The sequence below is a fragment of the Pseudobutyrivibrio sp. OR37 genome, assembly GCF_900113655.1.
Lineage (GTDB): Bacteria > Bacillota > Clostridia > Lachnospirales > Lachnospiraceae > Pseudobutyrivibrio.
Genome location: NZ_FOQF01000003.1, coordinates 36,775 through 57,621, shown reverse-complemented (window position 1 = coordinate 57,621; position 20,847 = coordinate 36,775). Strand labels below are relative to the sequence as shown.

Genomic DNA, 20,847 nt, shown 5'->3' with positions numbered 1-20,847 from the left:
CTTATCAAGGAGGAGAATATGGCTTCAAACAAAGAAGAAATTAAAGATTCAAAGGCAGGCCTTGTAGCTAATATAATTGGAGCGTTAGCATTCCTTGCTGTTGGTATTTGCCTTATAGCTTTTGATGCTGCTCTTATTGCGAAGATGATATATTCATTTTCTATATTAGGTCTTGGCATCCTGTTTATATGTTTTGGAATGTATTACATGATTAAGTATTTCTTTAATCGTGAGTACATTAGAATTACCAGCTACGGTTTTACAATGGGCGTAATTTTAGTAATTATTGGAGCTGTTTTCATAATAAATGCAGATGTTGTATCCTCATTTATTGATGCATTAGTTTGCCTTATAGGCGTAGTTTTTGGTGCAGTTATGCTTCAGCAGTCTTTTGCGCTTTTTCATATTCAAAGAGGCTCATGGTTCTTAAGCCTGCTTCTTGGAATTGCTACAATCGCTGGAAGCATTTATATTTTGCTTACTCCTATTAAGATTTTCGCAGGTTCAATGATTTCTTACATTTATTTAATTGTTGTGGGAGCTTTTTCTTTATTCTCGCTTTTACTTATGGTTATTGGTCTTAACGATCATAAAAAGGATTCTGATAGGCTTTTCAAGCGAAACATGGAGGAATCACCTCTCATGTCAGGCAAAAAGGCAGATGATTCTATCTTTGAGGAGGAGCCTTTCTTTGAAACACATGAAGAAAAGGATGACAAACCAGCTGAGGGCTCTGACGATTTATTTGAGGAATAAATTTTATGGCTAACATTGTTGATTACTTAAAATGGAGAGGGGATGTCCCCTTTGATATAGCACCATTTAACGAGGTGGATGCACTGGTTCTTTGCGAGCTGGTGTATTCACCTTTTGATGGTTTAGTGCCTGGTCCAGGACTTAAGGAGAAGATTTCCATTGAGGATTTAACAGAAAAGTTCTTTACAAAGTTTTCTGAAAAGGAGCTTATGAATAGAACAGCTCTTACAAAGCTTGCTCCATTTATGTTAAAGGAGATGGTTCATACCAGAAGATTTGGTGGGATGAAGCTTTGCGGCTTTACCAATGAAGTAGATGCAGATAATCAAAGTCAATTCTCTGTATGTACCTTTTATCTCTCAGATGGCACTATATTTGTTGCTTTTAGGGGCACAGATGATACCTTGGTAGGTTGGAAGGAAGATTTTAACATGTGCTTTTCTGAGGGCACGGGAGGTCAGCTTAAGGCTGTGCAATATCTTGATACAAATCTTGCCAGAACCATGAAGCCTATCAGAATTGGCGGACATTCTAAAGGTGGCAATTTTGCTGTATATGGCAGTGCTTTTTCCAAGCCTCACATCAAGGATAGTATTATAGATATTTACAATTTTGATGGTCCTGGGTTTATCCCAGAAATTCTTAAAAAGACGGAATACAAGCAGGTTGCTAAAAAGGTCCATAAATTTATTCCTGAGGAATCAATTATTGGGCTGATGCTTTATACAAAGTCAAAAACCAAGATAGTTGCTAGTAATTCTAAAGGAATCAATCAGCATGATCCAATGTCCTGGATGGTAACAAGGGATAGCTTTGAATTTAAGGATAGTGTGGCAGCTTCTTCAAATATGATTGACGAAATTATTACAAATTGGGCTCTTTCAGTGGATTATGATACAAGGGCAGCCTTCGGAGATATATTTTTCTCATCCCTGCAATCCGCTGGCGCCACGAGACTTTCCCAGATTACCTCTAGCAAGGTAAAATCTGTAGCATCTATTAAAAAGGAAATCCAATCCTTAGAGCCAGACAAGCAGGCTTTAATAATGGATGTGTTTATGAAGCTACTAACTGCAGGGGGCGATAGCCTTAAGAATACAGTGCTTTCTAAGATTCCGAAAAGTCCAATAATGAGAAAAAAAGAGATATAACGAGAAAACGAGAGTAAATGAGAGGATTCTGTTGATTTTGCTACAAGAATTTTACTTGCAACAATGTTGATAGAATCCTATTATACTTTTTGTAGTTAGCACTCGATTATAATGAGTGCTAATAAATGATAATTGATAATTTATTTTAGGAGGTAATATAAAATGAAATTGGTTCCATTAACTGACAGAGTTGTATTAAAACAGTGCGAAGCTGAAGAGACTACAAAGTCTGGTATTATTTTAGCTACAGCAGCTCAGGAAAAGCCACAGGAAGCTATGGTTATTGCAGTTGGTCCTGGCGGGGTTGTAGATGGTAAAGAAATCACAATGCAGGTAAAGGAAGGCCAGAAGGTTATCTATTCTAAATATGCTGGTACAGATGTTAAGCTTGAGGGTGAAGAATACATTATCGTTCGTCAGAATGATATTCTTGCAATTGTAGAATAATATTTTGACAGCATTTGATTTAACTAAAAGAAAGCGAGGAAATTAATTATGGCAAAAGAAATTAAGTATGGCGCAGAAGCTAGACAGGCTCTTGAAGCTGGTGTAGATAAATTAGCAAATACAGTTAGAGTAACAATCGGACCTAAGGGACGTAACGTAGTTCTTGCAAAGTCTTACGGTGCTCCACTTATCACAAACGATGGTGTTACTATCGCAAAGGACGTAGAGCTTGATGATCCATTCGAGAACATGGGCGCTCAGCTTGTAAAGGAAGTTGCTACAAAGACAAATGATGTTGCAGGTGATGGTACTACTACAGCTACAGTTTTAGCACAGGCTATGGTTAAGGAAGGTATGAAGAACCTTGCTGCAGGTGCTAACCCAATCGTTCTTAGAAAGGGTATGAAGAAGGCTGTAGATTGCGCTACAGAAGCGATTGTTGGTATGTCTAAGGCTGTTGATGGTAAGGAGCAGATTGCACGTGTAGCTGCTATTTCAGCTGGTGATGACGAAGTAGGTCAGATGGTAGCTGACGCTATGGAAAAGGTTTCTAACGATGGCGTTATCACAATCGAAGAATCTAAGACAATGCAGACAGAGCTTGACCTTGTAGAAGGTATGCAGTTCGATAGAGGATATATCTCAGCTTACATGTGCACAGATATGGACAAGATGGAAGCTAACCTTGATGATCCATACATCCTTATTACAGATAAAAAGATTTCTAACATCCAGGAGCTTCTTCCAGTACTTGAGCAGATCGTTCAGTCTGGTGCTAGACTTCTTATCATTGCTGAGGATATCGAAGGTGAGGCTCTTACAACACTTATCCTTAACAAGCTTCGCGGAACATTCAACGTTGTAGCTGTTAAGGCTCCGGGATATGGCGACAGACGTAAGGAAATGCTTCAGGATATCGCTATCCTTACAGGTGGTCAGGTTATCTCTGAGGAGGTTGGCCTCGAGCTTAAGGATGCTACATTAGAGCAGCTTGGACGCGCAAAGAGCGTTAAGGTTAACAAGGAAAACACAGTAATCGTTGATGGTATGGGCGATAAAGATGCTATCGAGGCTCGTGTTGCTCAGATTCGTGGTCAGATTGATGAGACAACATCTGAGTTTGATAAGGAAAAGCTTCAAGAAAGACTTGCAAAGCTCGCTGGTGGTGTTGCAGTTATCCGCGTAGGTGCTGCTACAGAAACAGAAATGAAGGAAGCTAAGCTTCGTATGGAGGATGCTCTTAACGCTACTCGTGCAGCTGTTGAAGAAGGTATCATCGCAGGTGGCGGAAGCGCTTACATTCACGTTCAGAAGAAGGTTGCTGAACTTGCTGATACACTTACAGGTGATGAGAAGACAGGTGCTAACGTAATCGTTAAGGCTCTTGAGGCTCCACTTTTCTACATCGCTGCTAACGCTGGTCTTGAAGGCTCTGTAATTATTAACAAGGTTCGTGAGTCAGAGGATAGCATTGGTTTCGATGCTTATAACGAGCAGTACGTTGAAATGGTTAAGTCTGGTATCGTTGATCCTGTAAAGGTTACACGTACAGCACTTCAGAACGCTGCATCTGTTGCATCTACACTTCTTACAACAGAGTCAGTTGTTGCTGACATTAAGGACCCTGCTGCTGATGCTGCAGCTGCTGCGGCTGCTGGTGCAGGCATGGGTGGAATGTACTAAAATTTTCGCTTTTAGGTTTTAATTCACCGCTGATTATGATAAAATAATCAGCGGTGCTTTTTAATTTAAGCCATAAAATTTAGAGGTGATTTATGAAGAAAGTAGCAATACTTACAGATAGTAATAGCGGCATTACACAGGCACAGTCAAAGGAGCTTGGAATCTTTGTTGAGCCAATGCCATTTTATATTAATGGAGAATTATATTACGAGGATATCGATTTATCCCAGGACGATTTCTATAAGAAACTTACAGAAGGTGGAGAAATCACAACTTCAATGCCTATCACAGGAAATCTTATGGATACTTGGGACAAGATTCTAGAAGACTACGATGAATTAGTTTACATTCCAATGTCTTCAGGACTTTCATCATCCTGCGATACAGCTAAAATGCTTTCAGAGGATTACGATGGAAGAGTCGTAGTTGTGGATAATCAGCGTATTTCTGTTACACAGAAGCTTTCAGCTTTAGAGGCTAAAAAGCTCGCAGATATGGGCAAAACTGCTCAGGAGATATGCGATGCATTAATGGAAATCAAGGCAGCATCTACTATTTATATCACAGTAGATACTTTGGAATATCTTAAGAAGGGCGGCCGTCTTACACCTGCAGTTGCAGCTATCGGCTCATTACTTAAGATTAAGCCGGTTCTTTCAATCTACGGAGAAAAGCTAGATAAGTTTGCAATGGCCCGCACAATGAAGCAGGCTAAATCTATTATGATAGATGCTTTGAAGAAGGATATGCAAAATGTTCTTCACACAGATAATCCGGATGATGTGATTATCTCAATTGCACATACACAGAACCAGGAAGCAGCAGAAAAGTTCAGAGAAGAACTTTTAGCAGAATTCCCAGGTAAAGAAATCTGGATTGATCCGTTATCACTTTCAGTTTCATGTCATATTGGACCAGGCGCTTTAGCTTGTACAGTGACTAAGAAATTGATTGATATAAATTAAATATTGTTTTTAGGAGGATTGTTATGGTTAAAGCAGTTGTAGGCGCTAATTGGGGCGACGAAGGCAAAGGAAAGATTACTGACATGATGGCAGCTGACGCAGACATCATAGTACGATTTCAAGGAGGTGCTAATGCAGGACACACTATCGTAAACAACTATGGTAAATTCGCACTTCACACATTACCTTCAGGAGTTTTTTATAATCATACAACAAGTATTATTGGAAACGGTGTTGCACTTAACATCCCTGTTCTCATTAAAGAGATTAAATCTATAGAGGAGAAAGGGGTTCCAGCTCCACACATACTTGTGTCTGATAGAGCTCAGATTGTTATGCCATATCATATCCTTTTTGATCAATACGAGGAAGAAAGATTAGGTAAAGCTTCATTCGGTTCGACAAAGAGTGGTATTGCACCATTTTACTCTGATAAGTACGCTAAAATCGGTTATCAGGTTCAGGAGCTTTTTGATGAGGAGCTTCTTAAGGAAAAGGTAGCTCGTACCTGTGATCAGAAGAATGTTCTTCTTGAACATTTATATCACAAGCCACTTCTTACAGAAGAAGAGCTTCTTAATACACTTCACGAGTATAGAGATATGATTGCTCCTTATGTATGTGATACATCAGCATACCTTTGGAATGCAATCAAAGAAAATAAGACAATCCTTCTTGAAGGTCAGCTTGGAACTCTTAAGGATCCAGACCACGGAATTTATCCTATGGTTACATCTTCATCAACACTTGCACCATACGGATGTATTGGAGCTGGTATTCCAGCCCAGGAGCTTAAGCAGGTTGTTACAGTATGTAAGGCATACTCGTCAGCAGTTGGAGCAGGTGCATTCGTTTCTGAAATCTTCGGTGACGAAGCAGATGAACTTAGACGTCGCGGTGGTGACGGTGGTGAGTTCGGTGCTACAACAGGTCGTCCACGTCGTATGGGATGGTTTGACTGCGTTGCTTCTAAGTACGGTTGTAGAATGCAGGGCACAACAGATGTAGCATTTACAGTAGTTGATGTACTTGGATATCTTGATGAAATTCCAGTTTGCGTAGGTTACGAAATCGATGGAGAGGTTACAACAGACTTCCCTGTTACTTCAAAGCTTGAAAAGGCAAAGCCAGTACTTAAGACACTTCCTGGATGGAAATGCGATATCAGAGGAATTAAAAAGTACGAGGATTTACCAGAAAATTGTAGAAACTATATTGAATTCATTGAAAAGGAAATTGGATTCCCAATCACAATGGTTTCAAATGGTCCTGGAAGAGAAGATATTATCTATAGATAATTAATTATTGAGGGTTATGAAAAATATTATTAATTCGAAAAACATTAAAATAGTATTACTCATTTTAGTGGTTGTGCTCCTTGCTCTGCTTTTCATATTTACATTTAACAAAAAGCACATAGGAAACAAAAAATGGTCTTCCTCTAAATCAATTGAAGCTGTTACTCCAGAGGATTTAGATGAGGAAAGTGTTATAGAGGATGAGGGCGAGATTATTTTTCTCATTCCGCAGGAAGAGATATATAGCTTTTATTTTACTGATAATAACGGTATTCTTTTAAAGTTTGAGCGCAAGGACGACCAGTGGGTATATACAGACGATGAATCCTTAGATATCAATGAGGATAGAATAGATAAGGTTTTAAATTATTTTACTGATATACGTTTTACAGATGTAATAGCTGGTGAAAACGCAGAAGATTATGGTATCACTAAAGATTCGCCACAGTATTATGTATACGATGCAGCCGGGTACGCTACAATCATTTCAATTGGTGACACAGATGCTGATACGGGTAGTGTTTACTTTGCACTAAATAACGATTTTTCAGTTATTTACGTCAACAGTGGCAAGCTGAAAAATGTCAGCCAATACGGCATAGAAGACTTAATTGCGTTAAATTAATTGACACATTAGTTTTATTATAGTTTACATCTTTTGCGGGCTGTGATATTATATATCGGTACTAATTTTACTGTAACTCAGGTTTTGGACACTCCGACCTTTACCTTAGTTACGGCATACATATTTTATAGGAGGTAATTCAAATGATTACAAAAGAGAAGAAACAGGCAATTATCAATGAGTACGCTAGAACAGCTGGTGACACAGGTTCTCCAGAGGTTCAGATCGCAGTTCTTTCAGCACGTATCGCTGAGCTTACAGAGCACCTTAAGGCTAACCCAGGTGATCATCACTCACGTCGTGGTATGATGAAGATGGTTGGTAAGAGAAGAAACCTTCTTGCTTACCTTAAGAACACAGACATTGAAAGATATCGTTCAATCATTGAGCGTCTTGGTTTAAGAAAGTAATCTATAGGAGCGGAGTACAATTACTCCGCTCATTTTCTTATGAATTAGGTATAAAAGCAAAATCCGAAGCCACTGAATTAGGAGCGAAAATATGTTAGTTTTATTTTTTCTCGCTTCGTTTTCAGTAGTTTCGGGTTGATGCTTAAATATATAAAATATTTAAAGGAGAAAGCCATGAAGACTTTTACAATGGATTTAGCTGGTAGAACACTTCGTGTTGATATCGGCAGAGTTGCTGCACAGGCTAATGGCGCAGCATTTATTCAGTATGGTGAGACAACAGTATTATCTACTGCTACAGCATCTGATAAGCCTCGTGATGGTATCGATTTCTTCCCACTTTCAGTTGAGTTTGAAGAAAAGACATACGCTGTTGGAAAGATTCCAGGAGGTTTCAATAAGAGAGAAGGAAAGGCATCAGAGAATTCTATCCTTACAGCACGTGTTATCGATAGACCTATGAGACCTTTATTCCCAAAGGATTATCGTAACGATGTTACTCTTAATAACATGGTTATGTCTGTTGATCCACAGTGCAGACCTGAGCTTGTTGCTATGCTTGGTGCTGCTATTTCTACATGTATTTCAGATATCCCATTTGATGGCCCTTGTGCTATGACACAGATGGGTATGATTGATGGTGAGTTTATCGTTAACCCATCTCAGGAGCAGTGGGATAAGGGTGACCTTAAGCTTACAGTAGCATCTACTCGTGAAAAGGTTATTATGATCGAAGCTGGTGCTAATATTATTCCTGAAGACAAGATGATTGAGGCTATTTACAAGTGCCATGATGTTAACCAGACAATCATCGCATTTATCGATGAAATGGTTAAGGAATGTGGTAAGGCAAAGCATGAATATACATCATGTGCTATTCCAGAAGAACTCTTTGCAAAGATGAAGGAAATCGTTCCACCATCAGAGATGGAAGAAGCTGTATTCACAGATGAAAAGCAGGTTCGTGAGGAGAATATCCGTCAGATTACAGAGCGTCTTGAGGAAGCATTTGCAGAGAATGAAGAGTGGCTCGCTGTTCTTGGCGAAGCTATTTATCAGTATGAAAAGAAGACAGTTCGCAAGATGATTCTTAAGGATCACAAGCGTCCAGACGGTCGTGAAATCACACAAATTCGTCCTCTTGCAGCTGAGGTAGATATCGTTCCTCGTGTTCACGGTTCTTCAATGTTTACACGTGGACAAACACAGATTTGCGATGTTGTAACTCTTGCACCTCTTTCAGAGGCTCAGAAGATTGATGGTCTTGATCCATTCGTTACAGAGAAGAGATACATGCATCACTATAATTTCCCTGCATATTCTGTAGGTGAGACAAAGCCATCACGTGGACCAGGACGTCGTGAAATTGGTCACGGTGCATTAGCAGAGCGTGCACTCCTTCCTGTACTTCCTACACCAGAGGAGTTCCCATACGCTATTCGTGCCGTATCTGAGACATTCGAATCAAATGGTTCTACATCAATGGCTTCAACATGTGCATCATGTATGTCACTTATGGCTGCTGGTGTTCCAATTAAGGCTATGGTTGCTGGTATCTCTTGTGGTCTTGTTACAGGCGATACAGATGACGATTTCGTACTTCTTACTGATATCCAGGGTCTTGAAGATTTCTTCGGAGATATGGACTTCAAGGTTACAGGTACTAAGGAAGGTATCACAGCAATTCAGATGGATATTAAGATTCACGGTCTTACACGTCCAATCGTTGAGGGCGCTATCGCAAGATGTCGTGAAGCTAGATTCTTTATCATGGATACATGTATGAGCAAGGCTATCGCAGAGCCACGTCCACAGGTTGGCGAATATGCTCCAAAGATTATTCAGCTTTCTATCGACCCAGAGAAGATTGGTGATGTAGTAGGTCAGCGTGGCAAGACAATCAATGAAATCATTGCAAGATGCGATGTTAAGATTGATATCACTGATGAAGGCAACGTTTCTATTTGTGGTACAGATGCTGCAAAGATGGACGAAGCTAAGCGTATGATTGAAATCATCACAACTGATTTTGAGCAGGGCCAGATTCTTACAGGTAAGGTTGTAAGTATCAAGGAATTTGGTGCATTTGTTGAGTTTGCACCTGGCAAGGAAGGAATGGTTCACATTTCTAAGATTGCTAAGGAAAGAATTGATAGAGTAGAAGATGTACTTACTCTTGGAGATACAGTTAAGGTTGTTTGCCTTGGTAAGGACAAGATGGGACGTATCAGCTTCTCTATTAAGGACGTACAGTAAAATTTTGAGTTCATTTTGCGCCTGGCAAAAGTCAGGCGCATTTTTTAGGTAAAATATATGCTTCTTAACGTTTCACATATTTATAAATCATTTGGCGAAGACAATATCATAAAGGATGCCACATTTACTGTTGATGAAGGTTCAAAGGTAGCCATTGTAGGAAATAATGGTACTGGTAAGTCTACACTTCTTAAAATCATCATTGGCGAGCTTAATGCTGATGAGGGTGAAGTGACTCTTAAAAAGGATGCTACCTTTGGATATTTGGCTCAGTACCAAGAGGACCATTACGGAACAAATATCCTTGATACAGTTTTAAATGCTAGGGCAGATTTGCTTTCTATGGAAAAGCGTTTAGCCGCTATGGAAGCTGAAATGAGTCAGGTGGCAACAGCCGATATGGCAGCCTTTATGGATAATTACCATAAATTACAGCATCAATTTGATATTGAAGGTGGATACACCTTCCGCTCTGAAGCTATAGGCATTTTAAAGGGCTTGGGCTTTGAAGGCGATGATTTACAAAAGAGCATGAATGAGCTTTCAGGTGGTCAAAAGACCAGAGTTAGCTTGGGTCGTCTTTTAGCATCAGCACCTGATCTTTTGCTTTTGGATGAGCCTATTAACCACTTGGATTTGAATTCTATAGTATGGCTTGAAGGCTATTTGTCATCTTATAAGGGCTCTGTTGTAATTGTAGCTCATGATAGATATTTCCTTGATAAGATTGTAGATCATGTAGTGGATTTGTCCTACGGCAGAACCTCTGTGTATACAGGTAATTATTCTGCCTATGTCGAGCAGAAGGCAGTTTATCAGGTTACCTATGAAAGAGCCTATGAAAAGCAGCAAAAGGAAATAGAACATCAAAAAGCAGTTATTGATAAGCTTCAATCCTTCAATAGAGAAAAATCTATTAAGAGAGCAGAAAGCCGTAAGAAGCTTCTTGATAAAATGGAAGTGATGGATGCGCCTGATAAGGAATCTGCTGGAATGCGTTTAACACTTGAGATTGAAAAGGAAAGTGGTAAGGATGTTCTCGATTTTTGTAATGTTACAAAATCTTATGAAGATAAAAATATCTTTACCGATTTATCCTTTGAGGTCCACAAAGGGGATAAGATTGCCATTTTAGGTGATAATGGTACTGGAAAAACAACAATCCTAAAATGCATTAATGGACTTACTTCCTTTGAAACCGGCGAAATCAAATTTGGTGCAAATGTTACTGTTGGATATTATGACCAGGAACAGCAGGGGCTTACAGAATCAAATACAATCTTTAGTGAATTACATGATGCTTACCCATTCCTTACAGAAACAAAGGTTAGAAATACCTTGGCTGCATTTATGTTTACTGAGGATGATGTGTTCAAGCGAATCATTGAACTATCAGGTGGTGAGCGCGGTAGAGTGTCTTTGGCTAAACTGATGCTTTCAAAGTCAAATTTCCTAATCCTTGATGAGCCTACCAACCACTTGGATATGGATTCAAAGGAAAAGCTTGAAGATGCTCTTAACGAATATGATGGTACACTTTTATACGTTAGCCACGACAGATATTTTGTTAATAGAACAGCTAATATTATATTAGAGCTATCAAATGGTCGTTTGACAAAATACCTTGGTAATTATGATGATTATATTGCTAAAAAAGAGCAATTATACGGAAATGCTAATGGTAATGCCAATATTGGTGGAGAAAGCCAGGCAGTGGAAACTGCAGCCAAACTTGACTATAAAGAACAAAAAAGAATTGAAGCAGAAAAGCGTAAGCTTCAAAACCAAATAAATAAAATCGAAGATGAAATTGAAAAGCTTGAAGCAGAAAAAGCAAAGCTTGAGGAAGAGTTTGTTAAGCCTGAAAATATGACTAACTCTGCAAAGCTTAATGAATTATCTGCAAAGCAGGCTGAGGTGGATAATAAACTAGAGGAACTCTACGAAAAATGGGAAGAATTGAATGCAGACTAAAAATGATGTTTGTTAAAATCTTGACATAGTTTTATCTGAATTTTATAATTAAATTACAGTGCAATGAGGAGGCGTTAGATTTGGATAAACAGATATCACAGGCGGTTATAAGAAGACTCCCAAGATATTACAGATACTTAGGTGAGCTTTTAGACGACGGTGTTGAAAGAATTTCATCAAACGATTTAAGTAAACGCATGCATGTGACTGCATCACAGATTAGACAGGACCTTAACAATTTTGGCGGCTTCGGTCAGCAGGGATATGGCTATAATGTTGCTTATCTTCATGATGAAATTGGCAATATTTTAGGCGTTAATGATACACATAACGTTATTGTTATTGGTGCTGGTAATCTTGGTCAGGCTATTGCAGGCTATGTTAAGTTTGAGCGAGTTGGATTTAAAATTATTGGATTGTTTGATGTCAATCCTGAGCTTAAAGGTAAAATGGTAAGAGATTTACCAGTTCAAATGTTAGATGAATTACCAGAATTCATTAAGAACAATAATGTGGAAATAGCTGCCCTTACATTACCTAAGCAGAATGCTAAGAGTACAGCTCTAAAGCTTGTTTCTCTTGGAGTACATGCTATTTGGAATTTTGCCCATGTGGATTTGGATGATATTCCAGATGTAGTTATTGAAAACGTACATCTTTCTGATAGTTTAATGCAGCTTTCCTATAACATTTCACAGCATAAAAAGTAGGTGATTTTATGGCTGAAAGAGATTTTTCTTCTGCACTTGCAGATATTAAGATACCTATCCTTATATTAGACCAAAAATGGCACAGGCTGTTTGCTCTAGGTGGTAAGCCAGAGGAAGTTAAAGAGCTTGAGGCCAAGGAAAACGAGCTTATAAAGCGAGAAGCTGAAATCAAGCAGGAACTTAAGGATTTAAAGAAGGTTAAGGAAAATCTTATGGCTTCTGTTATGTCTAATATGGAGGGAACCTCTGATTTAGTTTCCAAAAAGTTAGATGATGATAAAAGACTACTTGAGGAATGTAAAGAGCGCATCGAAGCAAATGAAGATGAGCTTTTAGACATTCCAAAGCAAATAGATGAAGTGAATAGAGAGCTTATGATTGCATCTATGGATTTTTGTTATGATAAGCTTCGCACAAACTCAAAAGAGGCGGAGGAAATCACTGAATGGATTAAGGATGTAAGAGTTAAGCTTAAGAAAAATGTTATTAGAAAGCATAATAGAGAGATTAATAATAAAGAAATCTATTCATATATGCATGATGTGTTTGGAATGGAGGTCCTTAATCTTTTCGATATGCAAAATGGGGAGTTTTACATTGGAAGCCTTGATGACAAGGCAAATCCTACGTCTGATAAGCAGTCTGATGACAAGGAAGCAGGCGATAAGGAAATTACCAATGTAGACCTTGAGGACATAGATTTGGACGCAGTGGCCAAGGAGACAAAAGAGGATGAAGCAACTGCGACTGATGAATTAGAGGAAGGACAAGCTAATGAAACCGATTAGCGAAACTTTTCACGAAATTTTTAAAGACTAAACACTTATATGTTTAGTCTTTTTTAATTAGGTATGTTATCATAGTAAGGTAAGAGTTTTGTATAAGGAAAGGAGTTTTTATGGAAGACGGGTCGAATCCCTATTTGTTAATTTTACTTGTTATTATTGCAATAACGGAACTTGTTTTTATTGTTATTCTCTACAGGCGGTCTAAACAGGAAAATGTTACGGAAGAGGATGTTATTTCTCTTGTAAATGAAGGCCATGAAGATGGAAATATTTTGGCTTCCGAAGCGGCTATGATTCAAAATATCTTTGAATTTTCAGACACTGATGCAAAGGATATTATGACTCATAGAAAGAGTATTGTTGCTATTAATGGTGATTGTTCATTACGAGAGGCCATCAGCTTTATTAATAATAATAATATGAGCCGATACCCTGTTTATATCGAAGAATTAGACAATATCATTGGAATTCTTCATATTAAGGATATTCTTAATTTTTATGATAAAGATATTGATAATATAAAGGTTAAGGATTTGCATGAATTCCTTTCGGTTGCGGAATTTGTTCCAGAGACTCATGGTATCAACACTTTATTTACCAAAATGCAGTCTAAAAAGAGGCATATGGTTATAGTGGTGGATGAATATGGCCAGGTATCAGGCTTGTTATCCTTAGAAGATATACTTGAGGAGATTGTTGGTAATATCGAAGATGAGCATGATGAGGATGAGGCATCAATTGAAATAAAGACAGATGACTCCTATCTGATGGATGGTTCCACCACACTTGAAGAGGTAGAGGATATATTAGGAACAAAGTTTTCAGATGACTACGAAACCTTAAATGGTTATCTGATTTCCCTATATGGAAAGATTCCAGAGGATGGCAAATCCCTTACACTTGAAGATGATAACTATGTTTTTTATATTAAAAACGTGACAGATAAAGTAATTGATGGAGTTTACGTCAGAAAGAAAAGGCACGTTGAATAAAAAACTGTTATTTGATATAATTTTTTAGATTCAGAATAGAAAAGAGGTATTAATTTTATGTCAGGACATTCAAAATTTGCTAATATTAAGCACAAAAAGGAAAAGAATGATGCTGCAAAGGGTAAGATTTTTACAATAATTGGTCGTGAAATCGCTGTCGCAGTTAAAGAGGGCGGTCCAGACCCTAATAATAATTCAAAGCTTCGTGATGTTATCGCAAAGGCTAAAGCTAACAACGTACCAAACGCTACTATCGAAAATGGTATCAAGAAGGCAGCTGGTAACATTGATGCAGTTAACTATGAAAACGTTAGCTACGAAGGCTACGGCCCTAATGGTACAGCTATTATTGTAGATTGCCTTACAGACAACAGAAATCGTACAGCAGCTAATGTAAGAAACGCATTTACAAAGGGTGGCGGAAGCATTGGTACACCTGGTTGCGTATCATTTATGTTTGATAATAAGGGTCAGATTATTATTTCTAAAGAAGACTGCTCTATGGATGCAGATGATTTAATGATGATTGCACTTGATGCAGGCGCTGAAGACTTCTCAGAGGAGGAGGATTGCTTTGAAATCTACACAGCACCAGATGATTTCTCAGCAGTTAGAGAGGCTCTTGAAGCAGAAAACATTCCTATGGCTGACGCAGAGGTTACAATGATTCCTCAGACATACGTTGAGCTTACAGATGAGCAGGATTTATATAAGATTAATAAGATTTTAGATTTACTTGATGAGGATGATGATGTACAGAACGTATATCACAACTGGTCTGAATAATTACTAAAATATATTACTAAAATAAGAGGGGTTGATAACTAATGAATAAGATACTATTTGCGGCCAGTGAATGTGTACCATTTGTTAAGACCGGCGGCTTGGCAGATGTTTGTGGCGCATTACCTAAGGAGTTTTCTAAGGAATACTTCGATGTTAGAGTAGTTTTGCCATATTATACTTTTATACCTGAGAAATACAAAAAGGATTTTAAATTTTTAACTAGTTTCCAAATGAATATGGGACCATTAGTAGGAACAAAGTACGTTGGTGTTTTTGAGTACGAGCTTGATGGGGTCACCTTTTACTTTATTGATAACCACGATTATTTTGATTGTTTCTATCCATATTCAGAGGATAGATGGGATCTTGAAAAGTTCATCTTTTTTGATAAGGCTGTTCTTTCAATGCTTCCACTCATTGGTTTTCAACCAAATCTCATTCATTGTCATGATTGGCAGACAGGATTTATTCCTGTATATCTTAAAAATGATTTCCAGGGGGATCAGTTCTTCTGGGGCATGAAATCTGTTATGACTATACACAACCTTAAGTTCCAGGGTATGTGGGATACTAAGACTGTAGCTGGTATTTCTGGCCTTTCTATGAATCTCTTTACTCCAGATAAGCTTGAGTACAAGAAATGTGGAAATATGCTTAAGGGTGGTTTAGTATACGCTGATTACATTACAACCGTTTCTGGTAAGTATTGTGATGAGATTCAGATGCCATATTATGGCGAGGGCTTGGATGGACTTCTTAGAGCTCGTCATTATGATATGCAGGGTATTGTAAATGGTATTGATAACGAGGTATACAATCCAGCTACCGACACTAAGATTTACAAGAATTTTGATATTAATTCTTTCCGTAAGAATAAAAAAATCAATAAGACAAAAATTCAGGCAGACCTTGGCTTAGAAGTGGATTCTAAGAAATATATGATTGGTTTAATTTCACGTCTTACAGATCAAAAGGGGCTTGATTTAATTAATTATTGTATCGAGGGAATCGTTGATGATTTCACTCAGCTTGTTGTAATTGGTACAGGCGAATCTAAATATGAAAATATGTTTAGACATTATGCATGGAAGTATCCAGAGAAGATTTCAGCAAATATTTGCTACGATGATAATCTTGCTCACAAGCTTTATGCTGCAGCGGATGCTTTCCTTATGCCATCTAGATTTGAGCCATGTGGTTTAACACAACTCATTTCCTTTAGATATGGCACTGTTCCAATCGTTAGAGAGACAGGTGGCTTATCTGATACTGTTGAAGCTTACAATGAATATATGAAGACAGGTGACGGCTTCTCATTTGCAAATTATAATGGTGACGAGCTTTTAAATACTGTTAACTACAGTAAGTATATATTCTTTGAGAAGAAGGCTCAGTGGAATAAGATGATTGAGCGCGGCATGAGTAAAAACTATTCATGGTCTGTTCAAAAAGAAAAATACGAAAATATTTATAACTATTTAATTGGTTAGAAATATAAATTATGCAAAAGAGAATAGTTTGACTATTCTCTTTTGAATGTATGAGGTTATATTTTGGCACAAAAAGGGACGAATAATTCTAAAAGAAAATCAAATAGCAAGAAATCCCAAAACACGACTAAGAAGACTACTAACAGAAAGAATACTAGATCAAAGGCATCAGAGGTAGAATTTGAGGATCCATTTTTCGAAGATTCTTCAAAGGAAATTATCCTTTGGGGCTCTATAGTTCTGTGCATTTTACTATGCATTAGTAATTTTGGATTTGGTGGTATGGTAGGAAATGCTGTATCTAATTTTCTGTTTGGTGTTTTTGGAATCATCCAATTCGTACTACCGTTTATGGTAGCTTTTTCAGCATTTTTTATTATTTCAAATTATGGCAATAAGGTAGCTGTGGCTAAGGTGGTTGCAGGTACTGTATTACTGATATTCGTTAGCGTATTTGTTGAGCTTATTTTTAATGGGCAAAACATTCTTACGCCTATTGAAGCCTTTGACTTTGCCAAGGAGCATCACTATGGTGGCGGCCTTATTGGTGGAACCATTGTGTTTGGCATTTTTGACAGCTTTGGATTGCTGGGAGCATATTTAATAGATGTTATCTTTATGATTGTATGTGTAATCATTATCATGGAGCGCTTTGCTTTTGATAAGGTTCAGCAGTCATCAAGATATCATGCAGATAGGGCAGCAGCTAAAAGACGAGCTAGAAGAGAAAGACAATTACTTGAACGAGAAGCAAATCAGGTTAGATTTAATGATAATCGTCAAGCTATTATAGATAAGATTAACGAGGATAGAGAGCTGGAACAGCAGCAAAAGAGCAAGCGTGGTGGAATCAGACGTGATAGAAAGCATTCTGGCATTACTAGTGATACTACACTTATGCCTGATTATTCTGAGGTTACCGCTTCTGGGGATGTTAATGAAATCAAATTTAACATGGCTGATGGTGAGTCAGATGTGGAGGTTACATCTACAAGCCGTCATAGATTGCTTTCAGGAGAAAACAAATCCAGAAGTATTCATTCCTTTAAGAATATTTCAGATGAAGCTGATATAGCTACAGTTGTCACACCTCAGGCGCAGCCTGCAGTTTCACCAGAGATTCCGGTGACACCGGCTTCCCCTGTTATTAATACAGCACCTCCTATTATCAATACCCCTGAGCCTCCTAAAAAATCAGTGGTAGCAGATATTCCAGAGGAAGAGCCAGCCCCAGTTATGGAGCAGCAGACTACTAGAAGGCCAAAGCCATCTGCATCTACAAAGGATGAAATCGAAAGCACTTCAGAGTCCCTTAGAGCACAGGTGGAATCAGATAAAAAGAAAGCTAATAAGCCATATAAATATCCACCACTCACACTTCTTAATGATACTAAGAAAAATGGTGGGGATTCCAAGGAATATCTTCAGGAAATGGCAGGAAAGCTTCAGAGAACTCTTGGTAATTTTGGAGTTCAGGCAAATGTTACAGAGGTTACACTGGGACCATCAGTTACCCGTTACGAGCTTGAAATAGCCGAGGGTACACGTGTATCAAAGGTCGTAAATCTATCTGATGATATCAAGCTTAATATGGCTGTTACAGATGTCAGAATCGAGGCACCAATCCCTGGTAAATCAGCAATCGGCATTGAGGTTCCTAACAAGGTTAAGTCAATGGTAGGCTTTAAAGAGCTTGTTGCGTCGAAGGAGTTCAAATCAGCTAAATCAAAGATATCCTTCTGCGTTGGTAAAGATATTTCTGGTTCAGTTATTGTTGGAAATATTGAAAAGATGCCTCACTTGCTTATTGCGGGTGCAACTGGTTCTGGTAAATCAGTATGTATTAATACAATGATTATGAGTATCCTTTATCACGCCAGCCCAGACGAGGTTAAAATGATAATGGTTGACCCTAAGATGGTAGAGCTTTCTGTATACAACGGCATTCCACATTTACTTCTTCCTGTTATTACAGATGCAAAAAAGGCAGCCGGTGCTCTTCATTGGGCTGTTAAGGAAATGATGGATAGATATGAGTTGTTTAAGGATGCAGGAGTTCGTAACCTACAAGGCTTTAATGAAAAGGTTGAAAGCGATGCTCTTCCGGATTCTATTCCAGAAATAAAAAGAGTCAGAATGCCACAGCTTGTTATTATACTTGATGAGGTTGCAGATCTTATGATGGTAGCTGCTGCAGACGTAGAGGATTCCATCGTTAGACTTGCTCAATTGGCACGTGCGGCAGGTATTCATTTGATTATTGCCACACAGAAGCCTACTGTTAATGTTATTACAGGTTTGATTAAGGCAAATGTACCTTCTCGTATAGCATTTTCTGTTTCATCTAGTAATGACTCAAGAGTCATACTTGATATGAATGGTGCAGAAGATCTTTTGGGAAATGGTGATATGCTTTATGCACCGCAGAATCTTTCAAAACCAATTCGTGTACAGGGCGCTTTTGTTAGTGATGAAGAAGTTAGTGCAGTCGTTGATTTCTTAAAGAACAACAACGAAGGTGCAGAATATAATAGTGAAATAGAGAATCAAATTCAAAACTCTGAGGCAGGCAATGGTTCGGTATCTATATCTGGTGAGCCAGATAATTCTAGAGACCAACTTTTTAATGAAGCCGGTCGCCTTGTTATAGAAAACCAAAAGGGTTCCATTGGATATTTACAAAGGAACTTTAGAATTGGCTTTAACAGAGCTGCAAGAATTATGGATCAACTTGCGGAAGCAGGAGTTGTTGGGCCGGAAATGGGTACCAAGCCTAGAGAAATCCGTATGTCTATTTCGGAGTTTGAAGAACTAATTAAAGCACAGTAAAGGGAGTCATGCACATGAAGACAGACATTCAAATCGCACAGGAAGCAAAAATGGCAAATATCAAGGAGGTAGCGGCATTACTTGATATTCAGGAGGACGATTTAGAGTTATACGGTAAGTATAAAGCTAAATTTTCCGATGAATTGCTTGCAAAGCTTAAGGACAAGAAGGATGGTAAGCTTGTTTTAGTTACAGCTATCAATCCAACTCCTGCCGGTGAGGGTAAGACAACAACATCAGTTGGTCTTGGCGAAGCAATGGGAGTTCTTGGTAAAAAAGCTTGTCTTGCACTTAGAGAGCCATCTTTAGGACCTTGCTTTGGTATTAAAGGTGGAGCTGCTGGAGGTGGATATGCACAGGTAGTTCCAATGGAGGACTTGAATCTTCATTTTACAGGTGATTTTCATGCAATTACATCTGCTAACAATTTGCTGGCAGCTATGCTTGATAATCATATCCAGCAGGGCAATTTACTTGGAATTGATCCAAGACAGATTGTTTGGAAAAGATGTCTTGATATGAACGATAGAGTCCTTAGAAATATTGTTGTTGGACTTGGAGCTAAGGCTGATGGAATGGTTAGAGAGGATCATTTTGTTATTACAGTAGCTTCTGAGATTATGGCGATTCTTTGTCTTGCTGACGATATGCATGATTTGAAGGATAGATTAAGCAGAATTATTGTTGCTTATACATTTGACGGAAAGCCTGTTACTGCAGGAGATTTACAGGCTACAGGTGCTATGGCAGCACTTCTTAAGGATGCTCTTAAGCCAAACCTTATTCAGACATTAGAGCATACACCAGCTATTGTACATGGTGGACCATTTGCTAATATCGCACATGGTTGTAACTCTGTTCGTGCCACAAAGGCAGCTATGAAGCTTGCAGATATTACTATTACAGAAGCAGGCTTTGGTGCAGACCTTGGTGCAGAGAAATTCTTTGATATTAAGTGCCGTATGGCTGGCCTTAAGCCAGATGCAGTTGTGCTTGTTGCAACAATTCGTGCACTTAAATACAATGGTGGCGTTCCAAAAACAGACCTTACTGCAGAAAATTTAGAGGCTTTAAAGAAGGGTATCGTAAACCTAGAAAAGCATATTGAAAACCTTCAAAAGTACAAGGTACCTGTGGTTGTTACCCTTAATTCATTTATTACAGATTCTGAAGCTGAAACAAATTTCGTTAAGGAATTCTGTGAGTCTAGAGGATGTGAATTTGCCCTTTCTGAAGTATGGGAAAAGGGTGGCCAAGGTGGCGTAGAGCTTGCCAAGAAGGTATTAGATGTTCTTGAAAACAAGAAGAGTGAGTTTGAGCCACTATACAAGGACGAGCTTTCTCTTAAAGATAAAATCAACACAGTTGCAACTGAGATTTATGGTGCAAAGGATGTTGCTTATTCACCAGCTGCTGAAAGAGAATTAAAGAGAATTACAGAGCTTGGTATGGGGGACTTCCCAGTATGTATGGCTAAGACACAATATTCTCTTTCTGATGATGCTACAAAGCTTGGAAGACCAGAAGGCTTTACTCTTAATGTTAGAGAGGTTTATGTATCTGCAGGTGCAGGCTTTGTGGTTGCGGTAACAGGTAATATAATGACTATGCCAGGCTTGCCAAAGCAGCCAGCAGCTAATAATATTGATGTGACCGATGACGGTGTTATAACAGGATTATTCTAAAA

At 38.4% G+C, this 20,847-nt stretch carries 17 protein-coding genes; all 17 read left to right on the top strand.

Features of this window, described 5'->3' with window-relative positions:
• The first annotated feature begins 18 nt into the window (after window positions 1–18).
• Window positions 19–756, top strand: a complete 738-nt coding sequence (locus BM097_RS02225) for an acyltransferase family protein (protein ID WP_090545465.1) — start codon at window positions 19–21, stop codon at window positions 754–756.
• A 5-nt stretch (window positions 757–761) separates the two neighbouring features.
• On the top strand, window positions 762–1,907 hold the full coding sequence (locus BM097_RS02220) for an Mbeg1-like protein (RefSeq protein ID WP_090545463.1): 1,146 nt from the start codon (window positions 762–764) through the stop codon (window positions 1,905–1,907).
• Window positions 1,908–2,069: 162 nt separating this feature from the next.
• Window positions 2,070–2,354: a co-chaperone GroES gene (locus BM097_RS02215; protein ID WP_090545461.1), complete on the top strand. Its 285-nt coding sequence runs from the start codon at window positions 2,070–2,072 to the stop codon at window positions 2,352–2,354.
• Between the two features lie 48 nt (window positions 2,355–2,402).
• Window positions 2,403–4,037: a chaperonin GroEL gene (groL, locus tag BM097_RS02210; RefSeq protein WP_090545458.1), complete on the top strand. Its 1,635-nt coding sequence runs from the start codon at window positions 2,403–2,405 to the stop codon at window positions 4,035–4,037.
• A 92-nt stretch (window positions 4,038–4,129) separates the two neighbouring features.
• Entirely contained in the window at window positions 4,130–5,002 is an 873-nt protein-coding gene (locus tag BM097_RS02205; RefSeq protein ID WP_090545456.1) for a DegV family protein, read from the top strand.
• Window positions 5,003–5,025: 23 nt separating this feature from the next.
• Window positions 5,026–6,300 (top strand): adenylosuccinate synthase, encoded by a 1,275-nt coding sequence (locus BM097_RS02200; RefSeq protein ID WP_090545454.1) that lies wholly within the window; start codon window positions 5,026–5,028, stop codon window positions 6,298–6,300.
• Window positions 6,301–6,316: 16 nt separating this feature from the next.
• Window positions 6,317–6,925, top strand: coding sequence for a DUF4340 domain-containing protein (locus BM097_RS02195; RefSeq protein WP_090545452.1), 609 nt, complete (start codon window positions 6,317–6,319; stop codon window positions 6,923–6,925).
• A gap of 143 nt (window positions 6,926–7,068) precedes the next feature.
• The gene (gene rpsO / locus BM097_RS02190) at window positions 7,069–7,335 is read left to right on the top strand and encodes a 30S ribosomal protein S15 (RefSeq protein WP_028243780.1); all 267 of its coding nucleotides are present in this window, start codon (window positions 7,069–7,071) and stop codon (window positions 7,333–7,335) included.
• Between the two features lie 174 nt (window positions 7,336–7,509).
• Window positions 7,510–9,591 (top strand): polyribonucleotide nucleotidyltransferase, encoded by a 2,082-nt coding sequence (locus BM097_RS02185; RefSeq protein WP_090545450.1) that lies wholly within the window; start codon window positions 7,510–7,512, stop codon window positions 9,589–9,591.
• Window positions 9,592–9,648: 57 nt separating this feature from the next.
• Window positions 9,649–11,565 (top strand): ABC-F family ATP-binding cassette domain-containing protein, encoded by a 1,917-nt coding sequence (locus BM097_RS02180; RefSeq protein WP_090545448.1) that lies wholly within the window; start codon window positions 9,649–9,651, stop codon window positions 11,563–11,565.
• An 80-nt stretch (window positions 11,566–11,645) separates the two neighbouring features.
• Window positions 11,646–12,275, top strand: coding sequence for a redox-sensing transcriptional repressor Rex (locus tag BM097_RS02175; RefSeq protein WP_090545447.1), 630 nt, complete (start codon window positions 11,646–11,648; stop codon window positions 12,273–12,275).
• Between the two features lie 8 nt (window positions 12,276–12,283).
• Complete coding sequence (locus BM097_RS02170) at window positions 12,284–13,063, top strand: hypothetical protein (RefSeq protein WP_090545445.1); 780 nt, start codon at window positions 12,284–12,286, stop codon at window positions 13,061–13,063.
• A 110-nt stretch (window positions 13,064–13,173) separates the two neighbouring features.
• Complete coding sequence (locus BM097_RS02165; RefSeq protein ID WP_090545443.1) at window positions 13,174–14,055, top strand: hemolysin family protein; 882 nt, start codon at window positions 13,174–13,176, stop codon at window positions 14,053–14,055.
• Between the two features lie 57 nt (window positions 14,056–14,112).
• Window positions 14,113–14,841 (top strand): YebC/PmpR family DNA-binding transcriptional regulator, encoded by a 729-nt coding sequence (locus tag BM097_RS02160; protein WP_090545441.1) that lies wholly within the window; start codon window positions 14,113–14,115, stop codon window positions 14,839–14,841.
• Between the two features lie 41 nt (window positions 14,842–14,882).
• Window positions 14,883–16,331 (top strand): glycogen synthase, encoded by a 1,449-nt coding sequence (locus BM097_RS02155; protein WP_090545439.1) that lies wholly within the window; start codon window positions 14,883–14,885, stop codon window positions 16,329–16,331.
• A 63-nt stretch (window positions 16,332–16,394) separates the two neighbouring features.
• Window positions 16,395–19,160 carry a DNA translocase FtsK gene (locus BM097_RS02150; protein ID WP_242944642.1) on the top strand — a complete coding sequence of 922 codons (2,766 nt, stop codon included), beginning with the start codon at window positions 16,395–16,397 and terminating at the stop codon, window positions 19,158–19,160.
• A 14-nt stretch (window positions 19,161–19,174) separates the two neighbouring features.
• Window positions 19,175–20,845, top strand: a complete 1,671-nt coding sequence (locus BM097_RS02145) for a formate--tetrahydrofolate ligase (protein WP_090545437.1) — start codon at window positions 19,175–19,177, stop codon at window positions 20,843–20,845.
• Window positions 20,846–20,847 lie beyond the last annotated feature (2 nt).

Bases quoted from the DNA above. Each gene is read 5' to 3' on its own strand.
- BM097_RS02225 (WP_090545465.1), top strand. From the start codon at position 19: ATGGCTTCAAACAAAGAAGAAATTAAAGATTCAAAGGCAGGCCTTGTA.
- BM097_RS02220 (WP_090545463.1), top strand. From the start codon at position 762: ATGGCTAACATTGTTGATTACTTAAAATGGAGAGGGGATGTCCCCTTT.
- BM097_RS02215 (WP_090545461.1), top strand. From the start codon at position 2,070: ATGAAATTGGTTCCATTAACTGACAGAGTTGTATTAAAACAGTGCGAA.
- groL (WP_090545458.1), top strand. From the start codon at position 2,403: ATGGCAAAAGAAATTAAGTATGGCGCAGAAGCTAGACAGGCTCTTGAA.
- BM097_RS02205 (WP_090545456.1), top strand. From the start codon at position 4,130: ATGAAGAAAGTAGCAATACTTACAGATAGTAATAGCGGCATTACACAG.
- BM097_RS02200 (WP_090545454.1), top strand. From the start codon at position 5,026: ATGGTTAAAGCAGTTGTAGGCGCTAATTGGGGCGACGAAGGCAAAGGA.
- BM097_RS02195 (WP_090545452.1), top strand. From the start codon at position 6,317: ATGAAAAATATTATTAATTCGAAAAACATTAAAATAGTATTACTCATT.
- rpsO (WP_028243780.1), top strand. From the start codon at position 7,069: ATGATTACAAAAGAGAAGAAACAGGCAATTATCAATGAGTACGCTAGA.
- BM097_RS02185 (WP_090545450.1), top strand. From the start codon at position 7,510: ATGAAGACTTTTACAATGGATTTAGCTGGTAGAACACTTCGTGTTGAT.
- BM097_RS02180 (WP_090545448.1), top strand. From the start codon at position 9,649: ATGCTTCTTAACGTTTCACATATTTATAAATCATTTGGCGAAGACAAT.
- BM097_RS02170 (WP_090545445.1), top strand. From the start codon at position 12,284: ATGGCTGAAAGAGATTTTTCTTCTGCACTTGCAGATATTAAGATACCT.
- BM097_RS02165 (WP_090545443.1), top strand. From the start codon at position 13,174: ATGGAAGACGGGTCGAATCCCTATTTGTTAATTTTACTTGTTATTATT.
- BM097_RS02160 (WP_090545441.1), top strand. From the start codon at position 14,113: ATGTCAGGACATTCAAAATTTGCTAATATTAAGCACAAAAAGGAAAAG.
- BM097_RS02155 (WP_090545439.1), top strand. From the start codon at position 14,883: ATGAATAAGATACTATTTGCGGCCAGTGAATGTGTACCATTTGTTAAG.
- BM097_RS02145 (WP_090545437.1), top strand. From the start codon at position 19,175: ATGAAGACAGACATTCAAATCGCACAGGAAGCAAAAATGGCAAATATC.